The sequence below is a fragment of the Luteibacter sp. P4_E6 genome (genome assembly GCF_056401535.1).
Genome location: NZ_JBFUJE010000053.1, coordinates 1 through 15,867 on the forward strand (window position 1 = coordinate 1; position 15,867 = coordinate 15,867).

Annotated in this window: 15 protein-coding genes; all 15 read right to left on the bottom strand. The window is 66.0% G+C overall.

Features of this window, described 5'->3' with window-relative positions:
* Positions 1–62: 62 nt before the first annotated feature.
* Positions 63–368 (bottom strand): STAS domain-containing protein, encoded by a 306-nt coding sequence (locus AC1DT2_RS05745; RefSeq protein ID WP_477295028.1) that lies wholly within the window; start codon positions 366–368, stop codon positions 63–65.
* An 11-nt stretch (positions 369–379) separates the two neighbouring features.
* Positions 380–1,558, bottom strand: a complete 1,179-nt coding sequence (locus AC1DT2_RS05750; RefSeq protein WP_477295030.1) for a methyl-accepting chemotaxis protein — start codon at positions 1,556–1,558, stop codon at positions 380–382.
* Between the two features lie 15 nt (positions 1,559–1,573).
* Positions 1,574–2,674 (bottom strand): protein-glutamate methylesterase/protein-glutamine glutaminase, encoded by a 1,101-nt coding sequence (locus AC1DT2_RS05755; protein ID WP_477295033.1) that lies wholly within the window; start codon positions 2,672–2,674, stop codon positions 1,574–1,576.
* A gap of 87 nt (positions 2,675–2,761) precedes the next feature.
* On the bottom strand, positions 2,762–3,421 hold the full coding sequence (gene cheD / locus AC1DT2_RS05760; protein WP_063573295.1) for a chemoreceptor glutamine deamidase CheD: 660 nt from the start codon (positions 3,419–3,421) through the stop codon (positions 2,762–2,764).
* Positions 3,418–4,293 (bottom strand): CheR family methyltransferase, encoded by an 876-nt coding sequence (locus AC1DT2_RS05765; RefSeq protein ID WP_477295035.1) that lies wholly within the window; start codon positions 4,291–4,293, stop codon positions 3,418–3,420. Before AC1DT2_RS05765 ends, cheD begins: the two co-directional genes overlap by 4 nt.
* Positions 4,294–4,296: 3 nt before the next feature.
* Entirely contained in the window at positions 4,297–6,012 is a 1,716-nt protein-coding gene (locus AC1DT2_RS05770) for a methyl-accepting chemotaxis protein (protein WP_477295037.1), read from the bottom strand.
* 48 nt (positions 6,013–6,060) lie between these two features.
* Positions 6,061–6,576: a chemotaxis protein CheW gene (locus AC1DT2_RS05775; RefSeq protein ID WP_213947893.1), complete on the bottom strand. Its 516-nt coding sequence runs from the start codon at positions 6,574–6,576 to the stop codon at positions 6,061–6,063.
* A gap of 193 nt (positions 6,577–6,769) precedes the next feature.
* Complete coding sequence (locus AC1DT2_RS05780) at positions 6,770–8,767, bottom strand: chemotaxis protein CheA (RefSeq protein ID WP_477295040.1); 1,998 nt, start codon at positions 8,765–8,767, stop codon at positions 6,770–6,772.
* 53 nt (positions 8,768–8,820) lie between these two features.
* On the bottom strand, positions 8,821–9,183 hold the full coding sequence (locus tag AC1DT2_RS05785; RefSeq protein ID WP_046968490.1) for a response regulator: 363 nt from the start codon (positions 9,181–9,183) through the stop codon (positions 8,821–8,823).
* 10 nt (positions 9,184–9,193) lie between these two features.
* On the bottom strand, positions 9,194–9,511 hold the full coding sequence (locus tag AC1DT2_RS05790; RefSeq protein WP_063572481.1) for an STAS domain-containing protein: 318 nt from the start codon (positions 9,509–9,511) through the stop codon (positions 9,194–9,196).
* Positions 9,512–9,591: 80 nt separating this feature from the next.
* On the bottom strand, positions 9,592–10,629 hold the full coding sequence (gene queA / locus AC1DT2_RS05795) for a tRNA preQ1(34) S-adenosylmethionine ribosyltransferase-isomerase QueA (protein WP_477295043.1): 1,038 nt from the start codon (positions 10,627–10,629) through the stop codon (positions 9,592–9,594).
* Positions 10,630–10,764: 135 nt separating this feature from the next.
* Complete coding sequence (locus tag AC1DT2_RS05800; RefSeq protein ID WP_477295045.1) at positions 10,765–13,140, bottom strand: hypothetical protein; 2,376 nt, start codon at positions 13,138–13,140, stop codon at positions 10,765–10,767.
* A complete protein-coding gene (locus tag AC1DT2_RS05805) occupies positions 13,137–14,348 on the bottom strand; it encodes a DUF3142 domain-containing protein (protein ID WP_477295047.1) in 1,212 nt (403 codons plus the stop codon). Before AC1DT2_RS05805 ends, AC1DT2_RS05800 begins: the two co-directional genes overlap by 4 nt.
* A 66-nt stretch (positions 14,349–14,414) precedes the next feature.
* On the bottom strand, positions 14,415–15,017 hold the full coding sequence (locus AC1DT2_RS05810; protein WP_213947888.1) for a response regulator transcription factor: 603 nt from the start codon (positions 15,015–15,017) through the stop codon (positions 14,415–14,417).
* The coding region (locus AC1DT2_RS05815; protein ID WP_477295049.1) for a sensor histidine kinase at positions 15,014–15,867 on the bottom strand (854 nt) is incomplete at its 5' end. The genes AC1DT2_RS05810 and AC1DT2_RS05815, both read right to left, overlap by 4 nt.

The following is a 15,867-nucleotide window of genomic DNA, read 5'->3' on the forward strand; positions in this document are numbered from 1 at the left end:
AAGAACCAAAAAAAACGCCCCGGTGTGCCGGGGCGTTTTTTGACACTCGTGACCGGAGTCGCTCAGTGCACGGTGAACAGCTTGTCGAAACCGGCGATCCGCAAGGTGTTACGCAGGTCGGCGCTGGCGTTGACGATGCGGATTTCCGCGCGGTCACCACCGGCGTGTTCGCGCAGGAGCATCAGCATGCCCAGCGCGGAGCTGTCCATGCCGATGACCTGCTCCAGGTCCAGCACGTAGCTGCGCGCCGCGGCGACGTCACCCAGGCAGGCATCGTGGAAGGCACGGTGGATGGAGAAATCGAAGCGCTCGCCCAGGTGGRGGGTGAGGCAACCGTGCTCGGTGTCGTTGTGGACGTTGATGGCCATGGTGGCTTCCCTTAAAACAGGTCGATGTCGCCAGCAGCCATGGACTGCTGGAGGGCGGGGCCACGCGAACGCAGGCGGGCACGCTCGCGCTGCTCGGCCAGGCGCGAACGGACGCGCTGGGCGCGGGMGCCGAGTTCGGCCGGGTTGGCTGGGGCGCAGGCGAGCTCTTCGATGTCGCGCGTGCAGTCGGCCGTGATCTCCTGCAGCTCGACCAGGCGCGAGCGCGTCTGGTGCAGCAGCTGGCTGAGGATGTCTTCGAACTGCAGCGAACGGATGGTGGTGGAGACGTCGTTGCCGAGGCCACGGTTGATGGACGCGGCTTCGTCCGCAGCAGCGCTGGTGCGGGCGTTGGACTCGGTGATGGTCGACATCATGCGATCGATGTCGCCCTTGGCCGAGAGCGCCAMGTTCATGTCCTGCGAGGCCATGTGGCCGACCAGTTCACGCAGCTGCTCCATCGCCGTGCGCGAGCGCTCGACGTGGGTGCCGATCTTTTCGTTGAACTGGTTGCTGTGCTGCGCGAGGTTGCGGATTTCACCGGCGACCACGGCGAAGCCGCGGCCGGATTCACCGGCGCGTGCTGCTTCGATCGCCGCATTCAGGGCCAGCAGGTTGGTTTCTTCGGCAATCGTGTTGACGTTCTTCAGCAGCGCGAAGACCGCGTCCATTTCCTTGGCCATGCCATCGATGCGGTAAACGATACGCAGGCTTTCGCGCGACAGCTGCACGATGAGGCCAACGAAGTGCTCGAGCAGGCCGGCGGTGCGGGAGGCGAAGTCCTGCACCGAGATGCCGTTGCCACCGCTCTCGATGATCTCGCTGAGCAGCTTCTGCTGCTTGCCGGTCTTGTGCGACAGGCCGTTGAAGCCGCCGCCGAGTTCGGCCACGGCATCACGCAACAGATCCAGAGCCTGATGCAATTCGCGACTGGCGTGGCCAAGTTCGTCGACGATGGCACTGCGGACATCTTCCATCGCCTCGCGGACCGATGCCTCGTCCGAGGACGGCGAATGCAGCACCACTTCCACGTCCGGCAGCGCGGCCGGGCGCAGGCTGATCGCGATCCAGGTCGCGGTCAGGAGTGCCACGACGACCGGGGCGACCCAGGCGGAATGGAACACCAGCACGAGGACCAGGGCGATGGCACTGGCGGCAAAGCCGATGCTTCGTTCGTTCTTGGGGATAAGCATGATGACGTCTCGCTATCAGGTGCCGACGCGCGAGGCGGCGGCGGAAACAGGTGTATGGGCGAGCGCGAGCAGGCGCGCGGCGATCGCATCGAGCGGAAGCATTTCGTTGGCGGCACCGGCTTTCCAGGCGGCGCCGGGCATACCCCAGACCACCGAGCTGGCTTCGTCCTGGACCAGGGTCGGTGCACCGATTTCCCTCAGTTCACCCAGGCCACGCGCGCCGTCGTCACCCATGCCGGTGAGCAGCACGCCGATCGTGGCGGCGCCGACGCTGGCCACCATCGAACGGAACAGCACGTCGACGGCGGGTTTGTGGCGATTGACCGGCGGGCCGTCATGCAGGCGGCAGACATGCTTCGCACCGTCCCACATCACCAGCAGGTGCTGGCTGCCGGGGGCGATGTAGGCATGGCCGGCCTGGATGGGCTGACCGTCACGGGCCTCCATCACGCGCATGGCGGAGCAGGAATCCATCCGCGCGGCAAAGGGACCGCTGAAGGCTGCGGGAATGTGCTGGGTGATGACGATCGGCGGCGCCGTGGGCGGCATCGCCTCGAGCACGACGCGGATCGCTTCCGTACCGCCGGTGGATGCGCCGATGGCGATGATGCGCGTGCCACCCCGCGTTCCGGCGGTCTGTGCACGCGGTAGCACGGCGTCGGCGGAGAGACGCGGGGCAACCTCGAGCTTGCTGACTGAGGCGCGCTCACGCGGCTTGGCGCCGGCGGCGAGGCGTACCTTCGCGCAGATTTCCGGCGCGTGGTCCATGAACGTATTAGCGAGGTCGGCGGGCGGCTTGGTGAAGAAATCCACCGCGCCCAGTTCGAGTGCGCGCAGGGTCACATCCGCGCCGCGCTCGGTCAGCGTCGACACCATCACCACCGGCATCGGACGCAGGCGCATCAGGTTGYCGAGGAAGGTCAGGCCGTCCATGCGCGGCATCTCGACATCCAGCGTGAGGACATCGGGATTGAGCAGCTTGATCTTCTCGCGGGCGATCAGCGGATCCGCCGCCGTGCCGACCACCTCGATGCCCGGATCGGATTCGAGCATGGTCGTCAGCACCTTTCGGACCAGGGCCGAATCGTCGACGATGAGGACGCGTACTTTCTGCATGGGTGCTTGCGACTCGGGTAGCTGAACGTCCCTGTCGGCGGACCGACGGAGGCTGAAATAGTGAAGCGGTACCGCTGACCTCGACGGTCAGAACAGTTCCACCTCTCCCTTTATCGGATCGTCGGCCAATCGCTTGAGGTATCGTTTCTCGCGATCGGCCAGATTGTTGTCGTGCGTGGCGCGCAACTGGCGCACGCGCACCTTGCCGCTGACYGGGAAGAACTGCACCTGGCGCGGGTAGATATCGCCCACGTCCGCCGCGCAGAGCTTCAGGTTCTCGGTCGCGATGTAGCGCTGCACGAAGGTGATGTTGCGCTGGCCGATGTCGGTCATCGTCGCGAGCACGCGCCCACCCCCGAAAATCTTCACTTCGAGATCGTCGCGACGGCCACCGGCCTTGAGGATCGCGTTGATCAGCTGTTCCATCGCATCGTTGCCATAGCGCGCCGCACGGCCAACCGTCGAGGTCCAGCTGTCGCGGTCGCCGGCCGGCTCCGGCAGCATGAAGTGGTTCATGCCACCGATACGACGACGGGCATCGCGTACGCAGGCGGATACACAGGAGCCCAGCACGGTCGAGATCATCTCTTCCTGCGTGCTCACGTAGTACTCGCCCGGCAGAATCTTTACCGTGACCACTTCCTGGGCGGGATCCCAGAAGCGGCGGACGTGCTCGAACCCGGGCAGCACGCTTTTCGGATCGAAGCCGATAAAGGTTCTCGGCTGCGCGACGAACGTGTCGCTCATGTGCGTTTCCGGTAGACCGTTCGGCCGATCAGATCGAAGTCCTCGGACAATCCGTACATGGACTCCGAGTGCCCCAGGAACAGGTAGCCGTGGCTTTCCAGCATGCCGGCATAGCGGGAGAACAGTCGCTGCTTGGTCGGCTTGTCGAAATAGATGACGACGTTGCGGCAGAAGATGGCGTCGAACTTGCCATGCATCGGCCACTCGTGGAGCAGGTTCAACGGCTGGATGGCCACCAGCTCGCGCAGGCGCGGATGCACCTGGACGTAGCCATCGAACGAACCTTCGCCACGCAGGAACCAACGCTTGCGACGCGCGTCGCTCACCCCGCCCAGGCGATCCACCGGGTACACGCCCTTGCGTGCGGCTTCGAGCGCCTGCGGCGACAGATCGGTGGCGAGGATCTTCGCGTCGATCTGGATACCCGTGCGCTCGATGGCCTCGGCCAGCACCATCGCGATGGCGTAAGGTTCTTCGCCGGTGGAACAGCCTGCCGACCAGATGCGCAGCCGACCGCTGCCCTTCTTCTCCGCCAGCCAGCGAGGAAGGAGTTCGTCGATGAGCATGTCGTAGTGGTGCATCTCGCGGAAGAACGAGGTGACGTTCGTGCTGATGCAGCTGGCTAGTTCGCCGAGTTCCGACTCCGGATCACGGCGCAAAAGGTCGCAGTACGCCTCGAAGCCGGAGAGGTTCAACGCGCGCAGCCGGCGTAGCAGACGCCCCTGGACGAGCTGCCGCTTGTGATCGCCCAGCGAGATGCCGCAGTGCTGCAGCACGAACTCACGCAGGAAGCCGAATTCCTTCTCGCCGAGATTCGGTCCTGTCGCGCCCGCCAGCCCGGCGGCGTCGCCGTTGTTGACGAGCGCATTCATCGATCAGAACTCCTTCCACACACCGGCGTCGGCCGCGGACTCGACCGGACGCTGCGCACGCGGAGCCGGCGTGCTGCGCACGGCGGCGAACACGGTTTCCATCTCTTCGCGAGCGGCGTCCTTGCGCTGCGCCTTGGCGGCCGGAGCGCTGGACGCCTGGCCGGTGATCTGGAAGAACGACACCTGGCGGCTGAGCTCGTTGGCCTGCTCGTGCATGGCACGGGCGGCAGCGGCCGACTCTTCCACCAGCGCGGCGTTCTGCTGGGTCATTTCGTCCATCTGCAGCACGGCGTGGTTGACCTGGTCGATACCGGCCGACTGCTCCGAACTGGCGGCAGCGATCTCGGCGACGATATCCGTCACCTTCTTCACGCTGTCGACGATCTCGGCGAGCGCTTTGCCCGACTGGTCGACCAACTCCGAACCGGCCTTGACCTTGTTCGCGCTGTCGTTGATCAGCCCCTTGATCTCCTTCGCCGCACCGGCCGAACGCTGGGCCAGGTTGCGCACTTCGGTGGCGACCACGGCGAAGCCGCGACCCTGCTCACCCGCACGTGCCGCTTCCACCGCCGCGTTGAGCGCAAGCAGATTGGTCTGGAACGCGATTTCGTCGATGAGGCTGACGATGTCGGAAATCTTCTTGCTGGAGCTGTTGATATCGCGCATGGCGACAACGGTCTGCGCGACGACTTCGCCACCGCGCTCGGCCTGCTCGCGTGCACCGCGGGCCAGCTGGTTGGCGTGGCTCGCGTTCTCGGCGTTCTGCTTCACGGTGGAGGTCATTTCCTCCATCGACGAGGCGGTCTCTTCCAGGCTGGAAGCCTGTTCCTGCGTACGCTGCGAGAGGTCGTCGTTACCGCGCGAAATCTGCTGCGCCGCCGTGCTGACCGAACCCGAACCATGGCGCACTTCGCCGACGATGGCGCTGAGGCGCTCGTCCATGGCGCGGAAGGCCTCCTGTAGCTGGCCCAGTTCGTCCGAACGCGTGACCTGGATGTCGTGGCCGAGCTTGCCCTCGGCGATCTGGTGCGCGACAGCCACGGTGTGCGACAGCGTACGGATGATGGAGCGGACGACGAGGACGCCGATCAGCAGGCAGATGAACAGGCCGACGGCCAGCGAGCCGATGCTGAGCGCGCGGACCATCTGGTACTGCGCAGTCTCCTTCGCATAGATCGCCGCGGCTTCATCGCGCTTGGCTTCGATGAGCTTGCCGAGCTGGGTCTGGCGGTCCATCAACAGTGGGCGAACCTGCAGTTCGAGCACGTCGCTCGAGCCTTCGTCAGCCTGGTTGAGGGCGTCGACCATGTCCGACTTGGCCTGGTCGTAGTCGGCGGTTGTCGACTGCCACTTGTCGTAAAGCTTCTTGACCTCAGCCGACATCGGGACTTTGAGGAACTCGGCCTTCAGCTTGGTCATCTCGTCTTCGTACTTCTGGAACTCGGCGACCTTCTGCTTCACCTGGTCCTTGTTGCTGACCTTGGCTGCCGCTTCGCCCAACACGACGAAGGAAAGCAGCGAATCCGTATTGAGGCGGCTCAGCGTCTCCGAGGGAGCGAGCTCTTCCTCGTAGATCTGGCGCATGCCTTCGTTCTGGAAGTGCATCGCGCCGAGACCGACGGCCGCACCACCAAGAAGCATGAGCGTGAGCAGGCCGAGCACGCCGTAGAGGCGACCGCGAACGGTCAGGGCGGGGACTTTGAACTTCAACTTCTTCATCACGGTTCCAATCGGCAAAGTGCGGCAAGGACTAACCAGGCGTTACGCTCAGGCGACGGCTTTGACATCCGAGGAGGCCAGGGCGGCCTCCAGCATCTGTGCGTCCTGCGGCTGAAGCAGGCGATCGACGTCGAGCAGGAGGACCATGCGCTCGGCGACGGACGTGAGTCCTTTCAGGTATTCGGTATCGACGGTCGTGCCCATGTCGGGCACCGGGCGAACGTCGCCGGGAGCAACCTCGACCACGTCGGAAACGGCATCGACCACGACGCCGAACTGACGGCCGTTGACCATCACGATGACCGTGACGGTGGTGGCCGTGTATTCCTCGCGGGCCAGGCCGAAGCGCAGGCGGAGGTCCAGCACCGGCACGATGGCGCCGCGCAGGTTCAGCACGCCGAGCACGTAGCCGGGCGCCTGCGGAATGCGGGTGACCGGCGTCCAGCCGCGAATCTCGCGGACGGCGAGGATGTCGACACCGTATTCCTCGTTGCCGAGGTTCACGGTGAGGTACTGCGCGGCCTCTTCAGGCGCGGCGGTGGCGGAATTGGCTTGCTGGTTCATGTCGTTCCCACGGCGGATCGGTTCGGCGGTTCGGGACCCCTTCCCTTGGGGTATCGGCCGTCGCGGTGGGTTCTTGAGGGGCAAATGCGCGCTTTGTAGGAGCCGATTCATCGGCGATGGGTGCTCGCGGCACCCTAGCCCGCTGCCGCGGGATCGCCGATGAATCGGCTCCTACAAGAACTGGGTCGCGCGATCAGGCGGCCTTGCGGCGGGCCTGCATGCGGACCAGGCCGGTCACGTCGGCAATGAGCGCCACGGAGCCGTCAGCCAGGATGGTCGCGCCGGAGATGCCGGTCACGCGCCGGTAGTTAGCCTCGAGCGACTTCACGACCGCCTGCTGCTGGCCGATCAGTTCGTCGACGAACAGGCCGATACGGGTGCCCTCGCCTTCCACGACGATCACGATGCCCTCGTCGACCGCACGACGCTGCCCGGCACAGCCGAACACGTCGAACAGGCGAACGATCGGCATCCAGTTGTCCCGGAAGCGGAACAGCTCGCCACCTCCGGCCACGCTGCGCACGGTATCCGGCTTGACCTGCACCGACTCGATGATCGACACGAGCGGCACGATGTAGATTTCGTCGCCCACCGCGGCAGTGAGGCCGTCGATGATGGCGAGCGTCAGCGGCAGGGTGATGGTGAAGGTGGTGCCACTGCCCTGCACGCTGCGGATGGCGACGGTGCCGCCGAGATCCATGACGTTGCGACGGACCACGTCCATGCCGACGCCACGGCCGGAAAGGTCGGTGGTCGCGGCGGCAGTGGAGAAGCCCGCCTCGAAGATCAGGTCGGACACGGCCTCGTCGGACATGCCCTCGCCCGTGGTGATGATGCCGCGCTGGATGGCCTTGGCCACGATGGCTTCGCGGTTGAGCCCCGCGCCGTTGTCGGCCACTTCGACGACGATGCTGCCGCCACGATGGAAAGCCTCGAGGCGCAGGGTGCCGGTGTCGCCCTTGCCTGCGGCGACGCGCTTATCCGGCATTTCCAGGCCATGGTCGATCGCGTTGCGGACCAGATGGACCAGCGGATCGCCGATCTTCTCGAGCACGGTCTTGTCCAGCTCAGTGGTCTCGCCGCGCATGTCGAGCACGACCTTCTTGTCGAGCTTCTGCGCCAGGTCGCGGACCAGGCGCGGGAAGCGGTTGAACACCGTGCTGATCGGCAGCATGCGGATGCTCATGACGCTTTCCTGCAGTTCGCGCGTATGCCGCCCCAACTGGGCCAGGCCATGGCGCAGCATTTCCAGCTGCGACGCATCGACGCCGTCGTTGAACTGGCTGAGCATCGACTGGGTGATGACCAGTTCGCCGACGAGGTTGATCAGGGTGTCGATCTTTTCGATGCCGACGCGGACGGAACTGGATTCGCTGTTCGCAGCGGGATCGCGCACGGCGCGCGGGGCGGCTGCGGCCACGGGAGCGGCGGCCGCGGCGGCGACCTCGGCGACCTCGGCGACCGCTGCGGGCGCAGCGATGCGCGGCGTCACGGTCAGGTCGCAGTCGCCATCGACCCAGTCGAACACGCCTTCGACGACGGCGCGCTTGGCACCGGCGTCGAGGCTGAGCGTCCAGCCAAGGTATGACGACTCGGCGTCCATGTCGGCCAGCGCGGGAAGCTTGCTGGCATCGCAGGTGACCGCGAGCGGGCCCAGGGCCTCGAGTTCGCGGAACATGCGTGCCGGGTCGTTACCGGATTTCAGCAGATAGTCGAACGGACGGAAGGCGATGTCCCAGCCTTCGATCGCTTCGGCAGCCGCAGCAGCCTTGGCAACAGCCACCACCGGTGCGGCCGCATGACCGGAGACCATCGCCGACAACTCGGCCAGCAAGGCCTGGCTTTCCGCCGTGGCGGCCGGCTGCCCGGCCATCGACAGGGAGAGCATGTCGCGCACGGTATCGCCCGAGCGCAGCAGCAACTCCACCACGGCCTTGGCCATCGGACGGCGGCCACTGCGGACCTCGTCCATCAGGTTCTCGGCCACGTGAGTGAAGGCGGCGACGTCCGTGAAACCGAACGTGGCCGCGCCGCCCTTGATCGAGTGGGYGGCGCGGAACACGACGTTGATCAGTTCCGGATCCTCGGCGCCCTCGTCCAGGGCGAGCAGGGCTTGCTCCATGGCGTCGAGGCCATCGAGGCTCTCCTCGTAAAACGCCTTGTGGAATTGCGCCAGATCGACTTTGGACATGGGGAGACCCTGGAATTACCGGAACACTAAAGTGGAAACAGACGCGGCTGGGATCAGCCGAGGACGCGGTTGACCGTAGCCAGCAGCTGGTCCGGATCGAACGGCTTGACCAGCCAGCCGGTCGCACCGGCTGCCTTGCCTTCCATCTTCTTTTCCGGGTTCGACTCGGTGGTGAGCATGAGGATGGGGATACCGCGGTAATCCGCGCGGGTGCGGATCTCGCGCACCATCGTGATGCCGTCCATCACCGGCATGTTCACGTCGGCCAGGATCAGGTCGAACTTGTGCACCGCTGCCGAATCGAGTGCCGCCTGGCCGTTGTCGGCCTCTTCGACATCGTGGCCAGCGCCGCGAAGGGTGAAGGCCACCATGCTGCGCATGGAAGCCGAGTCGTCTACCGCAAGAATCTTAGCCATCGGAGCACCTTCAGTTCACGCCGGCGCGAGCCGGCAGTTCAATCAAAGAGTTAAGGCCGAGCACGGCCACGCCGCGCTGCAGGCTGTCGCTGGCGCCGGTCCAGGTCACGGAAAGCCCGGCCGCACGCGCATCGCGCGAGAACGCGGCGAGCAGCTGCAGGGCCGCCGTATCCACCTGGGCCACCGTCGTGCCGTCGAGTTCGACGGCTTCGCCGGCGGCGAGCGCCTTGAGCAGGGTATCGCGCAGGGCCGGGGCCGCGGCGATGCGCAGGTCCGCGTCGAGCGCCAGGGGCGCCCGCGTTGCGTCTTTGGAGGATTTCTTCGCCATCGTCCGATACCGGTTCGGCCCTGGGCGCGTGTCGCCCGGGGGTTCGTTCGATGGTCTTATCGGCCTTGGGGGGAAAAGCTTTAGGGGGTGGCCTTCGCCGGAATGATCAACATCGCGTCGCCATACGAGAAGAATCGATACCGCTGCAACACCGCGTAGCGATACGACTCGAGGATCGCCTCCTTGCCGGCGAGCGCCGAGACCAGCATCAGCAGGGTCGACTGCGGCAGGTGGAAGTTGGTGATCAGGGCATCGACGCTGGTGATCTTGTAGCCGGGGAAGATGAAGATCTGGGTCTCGCCGGCGAACGGGCGCAGTACGCCCTCGACGGTCGCACTTTCCAGCGCCCTGACCACGGTCGTGCCCACGGCCACGACACGGCCGCCGGCCGCACGCGTCTCACGAATCTTTTCCACCAGGCCGGCGCCGACGTTCAGCCATTCCCGGTGCATCACGTGGTCGCGRACTTCTTCCGCCCGCATCGGCTGGAAGGTGCCTGCGCCGACGTGCAAGGTAACGTAGCCCATCTCGACGCCACGAGCGCGAAGCTTGGCGAGCAGTTCTTCGTCGAAGTGGAGGCCAGCGGTCGGCGCGGCCACCGCGCCGGGCTCACGTGCGAAGACCGTCTGGTAGCGCTCCTTGTCGGCGGCTTCGGCACCGCGTTCGATATACGGCGGCAACGGCATTTCGCCCAGGCGCGAAAGCAGGCGCTCGAGCGGCTCCTGGCTTTCGAAACGCAGCAGGAAGAACTCGCCCTCACGACCCAGCACAGTGATCATGCTGCCGTCGGCCAGCTCGATGCGGCCGCCTTCCTTGGGTYTCTTGCTCACACCCAGCTGGGCGCGGGCCTCGTGCGGGCCGGTGACCCGCTCGATCAGGATCTCGACCGCGCCACCCGATTCCTTGCGGCCGTAAAGGCGCGCAGGAAGAACCCGGGTGTCGTTGAAGATGAGCAGGTCGCCGGGCTGGAGCATCTCCGGCAGCTCGTAGAACTTCCGGTCCTTCTTCGTATGCGCACCGACATCGACCACGAGCAGCCGGCTTCCCGAGCGCCGGGCCAGCGGGGCCTGGGCGATCAGGTCGGGGGGCAGATCGAAGTCGAAATCGGATTTCTTCACGAGAGGGGTGTTCAGGAGGCGGGTTGGGCATTATCGCCCATCCCGGCGCATAGGGCTTGGTAGGAGCCGATTCATCGGCGATGGGTGCTGGCGGACGCGTGGCCCGCTGGCGCGGGATCGCCGATGAATCGGCTCCTACGGGGCGACGGCGCGCCTGCGGCGTCTGCGGATGACAATGAACGCCAGGCCTGCCACGGCCAGCACGAACACCGCGATTTCCACGGGGAGGTACTTGCGCACGAAGTGCTTGACCGCCCTCACCTGCTCCGCGCGCTTGAGCTTGCGGGCGCCGGCGAAATCGGGCTCTTCACAGTTCCAGCCGAAGCTGTCGGCCCATTCCACGTAGGGCCCCTGCTTCACGTAGCGGGCGTAATAGGCCTGGGCACGGCGCTGCCGTTCATTGATGGGCTTGGAGGCATCACCATCGGCCGCCTCGTTGTAATCCGGTGGCCCCTGCAACATCCAGTTCGTCGCCATGCACAAGGTAGCGGCAAAAGCCTGCGACCGCGGTGGCAGCAGGTCGGCCGCCGAGACGGCCCGGTCCGCGGCGAGATAGCGGTAGTGGAAACGACGGTCCGGCTGGGCCGCACTGTCATTGAAACGCTGGTGCTCGCCAGCGGTGACCAGATCGCCCTTCAGCGTATCGACACTCTGCCCGCTGCCACCCTGATACCCGCCGCCGTTGTCACCGTAATCGGGTCCCTGCTCGAAACCGAGCAGCTCCATGCCGTTCTCGCGTGCGATCTTCGCCGCCGCATAGCGCGCTTCCGCCTTGCCGATATCGGTCCATGCGTGGTCACCGTCGTGAAGGTCGCTGGCGTACTCCTTTGCCTTCGCACGCAGATCGGCATCACCAAAGCGCGGATCCAGACCCGGGGCGAAGTACGCGTACGCGTCCTCGAAGCGACCGGCGCGCATCAACCGACGTGCGAGCAGCCAGCGCAGACGATCCTTGAGCGTCAGCGGTTCGGCCGGGTGATCCTTGTCCGGCTTCACAGTCGGCGTGGACGATGCGGGTACCTGAGCGTCGATGAACGTCTTCAGCTCGTCGACGGTCAGCACGCGCTCGGCGATGTAGTTCATGTCGTTGCCGTAACCGGCGCCTGACTCTTCCAGCTCGCCGTCGTAGACGTTGCCATCGCCGCCCACTGCCGTCGAAGCCTCGTACATGCGCGTCATCGCGTCGACGTATTCGCCGCGGGCCAGGGCCAGCACGCCACGCTCGCCCATCAGGCGGTGCACGCTGTCCGGCTCGAGCGCCGCTTTAGGATCGTCAGCACGAGGAAAGGCCTTTGCGGCCTCGGCGTAGGCACGGGCAGCGCCCTCGCGGTCGCCCTTGCGCAGCGCCAGCTTCGCACGGACCCAACTGGCCAGGGGACCATCCGCCTTCGCGACGAGCTTCTCGGCATCGTCGTAGCGACCGAGCTCATAGGCAAGCGAAGCAAGGCGGTCCGCCGCACTGACCTTATCCGGACCCTTTGCCTGGATCGCATCGACCAGAGCTGTCAACGCGGGCTGCGGCTTGCCATCCGTCGTCTGTGGTGTGACCGAGCTCAACGCATAAGTGACCAGCAAGCGTTGCGATACCGGGCCGTCGATCAGGGCGTCGACCTGGTCCTGGTTAGCGAGTACCGAACTGGCGATGGACGCGAGAGACTGCACCGCATTGCCTGAGCCATGGCCCGCCTGCGCGGCATAGAGGGCGATGGCGTGCTTCAGGTCGGCCGACGAAAGCGACGACGCACAGTCTTCGCCGTTATAGAGGCTCACCCAGACGCAGGGCTTCGCATCCGCATACAGGCTAAGCCGCGCTTCTTCGCCAAAGCTGGCCACGGCCAGCCCCTGCGCGTCGGACGCGCCGGCGAGCACGCGGGCGCGGACCTGCTGGAACGATTTCGCCGCAGCGTCACGCTGCGTCGCGAACCCCGGGGTGCCGGCCGCCTTTGCAGCACGCAAGGCGTGCACCTCGCCAAGCATGTAAGCCGCCCAGGCGCCGCGATGCGTCGCCTGATCCGGTGGCATGGCAAGCACCTGTTCGAAGCTCGCCTGTGCCTTGTCGAGCGCGTCGGCGTCGAAGACCGCGCACGGCGGCTTGCTCAGGGCTTCACCGTACTGACTGTCGGGTGGTCCCGGGCATTCCTGCGTCGCACGCGTCCAGTCCACCGCACCGGCCACGTACGCACGCACGTCGACAGGAAGATCGGCGCCACCCTCGAACGCTTGCGCGCCGGTCGCCGAGGCGCGGAGCACTTTCACACGCTCGGCCTGTTCGGGCGTCAGGTCGGGCTTCGCCTTGGGCCCCTCACCGTAACGCCCCGACTCCATCGCTTCCAGGCCGTCGCTGGCCGGTAGTAGCTGCTGGGCTTCGAAGGCGAACGTGTTCTGTGGCACGGCCTTCAGGGTGGCGTCGCGATCGTCCAGCATCTGCGTCGGGAAATCCGGGCCACAGGCCCAGGCGACCGCGCCGACGACGGCGACCGCGAAACCGATCGCGAACGTCTTCTTCCTCATGAAACGGGCGTTCCTTGTGCGGGTGTCGGTGAAAGAGTAAGCGGCGTGCCCGGCTTGCAGCGGGCCCAGCCGATCGATCGGCGGGTATGCGCGGGAATCTGGCGCGCGCCTTCGGCGATGAGTTCGAACGAAGCACCGGCCCGCTGCAGGCGATAGCCATCGATACCGTCGGCCAGTTCGCATGAGGCCGGCAGCGCGACACGTGGCGGTGGCGCCGCATCGGTCGCGCCTCGATTTTCAAGCATGACATCCGACGGAGCGTCGGCTGCCCTGCCCGGCTGCAACGTGATCAGAAGGGGAGGCGTGTCGAGTTGCCCCCTGACGACGCCACGCCAGGTCGCAAGGCTCCAGGCGCGCGTATCGTCGGCCGTGGGGAGGCGAAACCACACGACCCCGGCGAGACCGCGTGGGCGATCCTTCGACAGCTGCTCCACGAAGGCCATCAAGGTGTCCGGCGCCGCATACAGTTCGGAAGACGTCGCACCTGCCGCCAGGGCGCTCTGTTCGCTTTCGACAGCGAGCAGGCTACCGTCTTCATTCCAGCTCACGCGCGAACCGTACGTCGGCAACGCCACACGAAACGGCTTGCACGTATGCGCGGCGAACTCATCGATCCAACGGTTCGCGACCAGGGGATCGAACAAGCCGGCCTGGGGCGCCTGCACGGCATGCACCTGCAGCACGGACTCGTCGGGCACGGCCAGCAACGCGTCGAGATCGCGCGAGCCCAGCCACGTCGGCAAGGCCGTGATCGAGAGGGGCAGTGAACCCAGGCGCGACCGCAATGACGTGAGGAAGGCGGTATACGCCGGCAAGCGCGCGGTCGGGCAGTCGTAGTCGATTTCGATGCCTGCGATAAGGGCGGCAGGCCACGCCGCCCTGAGTGCCGCGATGCGGTCGGAGAGCACGGCCGCATCGAAGGCCGCCAGCCTCCCGTCGATCCGCACCACCAGGACGACAGACCGACCGCTCCGGGCCAGCGCTTCCCTGTCCGGTGCGAACGTGTGAAAGGCCCCGTTGCGATCGGCCTGGGCAACCAGCACCCGCCAGTCGCGGACGAGGTCCGATGAACTCGCCATTGCGTCGCGCAGAGCGGGCGTCCACTGCCGCTGCCATACATAGGCATCGTGGGCCAGCGGTGCGGACGTGCGATCGCACGCGGCAACGAGCATCGCCGCGATCGTAACGATTGCCAGAGTCCGCAGCATGTACGCCAAGTCCGATGGCTCCCCGACGCGCACCGGAAGCGGTGCGCTACCGGTCCATTGTAGCGGTCAGAGCCAGCCCTTCTGGCGTGCGAGTCGATACGCTTCGATGCGGTTGGCGGCGCCGAGTTTGCCGATGGCCTCGGAAAGATAGTTGCGCACCGTGCCATGGGAGAGATTCAGCTGCGTGCCGATGTCACTGGCCGACTGCCCTTCCCCGGCCAGCCGCAAGACCTGCCGCTCACGGTCGTTCAGGGGATCCGCTTCGGACCACGCCTCCAGCGCCAGTTGCGGATCGATGGCGCGCCCGCCGCGGTGGACCATGCGCAGGGCCTCAGCGAGGTTCTCGGCCGGGGCGTCCTTGAGCAGGTAGCCGCTGACACCGGCATCCAGCGCGCGACGAAGAAAGCCCGGCCGGGCGAACGTCGTCACGATGATCACCTTCATCGGCAACTCGTGGCGATGGATGCGCTGGGCGATTTCCAGACCGGTCAGGCCGGGCATCTCGATATCGGTCACGAGCACGTCGGGTTTGAGCCGCTGCAGCTCACGCCATGCGCTTTCCCCATCGGCCGCCGAACCGAGGACCTCGATGTCCGATTCGAGACTGAGCAGGGCCGTCAGGGCACCGCGCACCATGGCCTGATCTTCGGCGAGGAAGACGCGGATCATGCCGGGCTCCCCTGCAGCGCCGGCGGCACCGCCAGGCCGATCTCGAGCACGGTGCCCTGCTTCGCCGGGGAGTCGATAGCCAGCCGGCCGCCGACCTGCCGCACGCGCTCGCGCATGCCGGAAACCCCATTGCCGTGCGCGGCGAGTCCGCCACAACCGTTGTCCGTGATGCGCATGGAAAAATCCTGTCCGTTACGGGTAATGACCACGCGCGCTTCGGTCGCGCGCGAGTGTCGATAAATGTTGGTGATCGCTTCACGTAGAACGAGCGAGAGTGCCGCTTCGGCGGGTTCGGGCAAAGCCAGACGCTCTGGCATGGTCACGTGCAGCGCGATACCCGAGGCCTCGAGCATCAGGCGTGCCGAAACCAGCTCACTGCCGAGATCGCCGGCACGCATGCCGGTCACGGCACTGCGGACTTCGGTCAACGTGTGACGGGCAACGCGCTCGACTTCTTCCATTTCCTGCTGCGCACGGGCGGGATCGACCAGCGCCAGGCGCTTGGCCAGCTCGGACTTCAGGGTGATAAGCGAGAGTGTGTGGCCGAGCAGATCGTGCAGGTCGCGACCGATGCGTTCGCGCTCGGCCAGTGTGGCCAGCCGACGCACTTCGACCTGCGACAGACGCAGCTCGGCGTCACGACGTGCGCCACGCACGTAGAGAAAGTTGCTGAAGCCGGCTGCCAGGCCCGCACCGAAGACGATCGCTACATGGATAAACGGCACGCCGAAGGCATACACCCAGGCCAGCGTGACCAGCGTTGCCAGCCCTACACCCATGAGCCAGTAACGCGCTTGCGGCGCATACGCCACGAGGGTGACGCCGATGATCACATAGCCCAGCGATATGG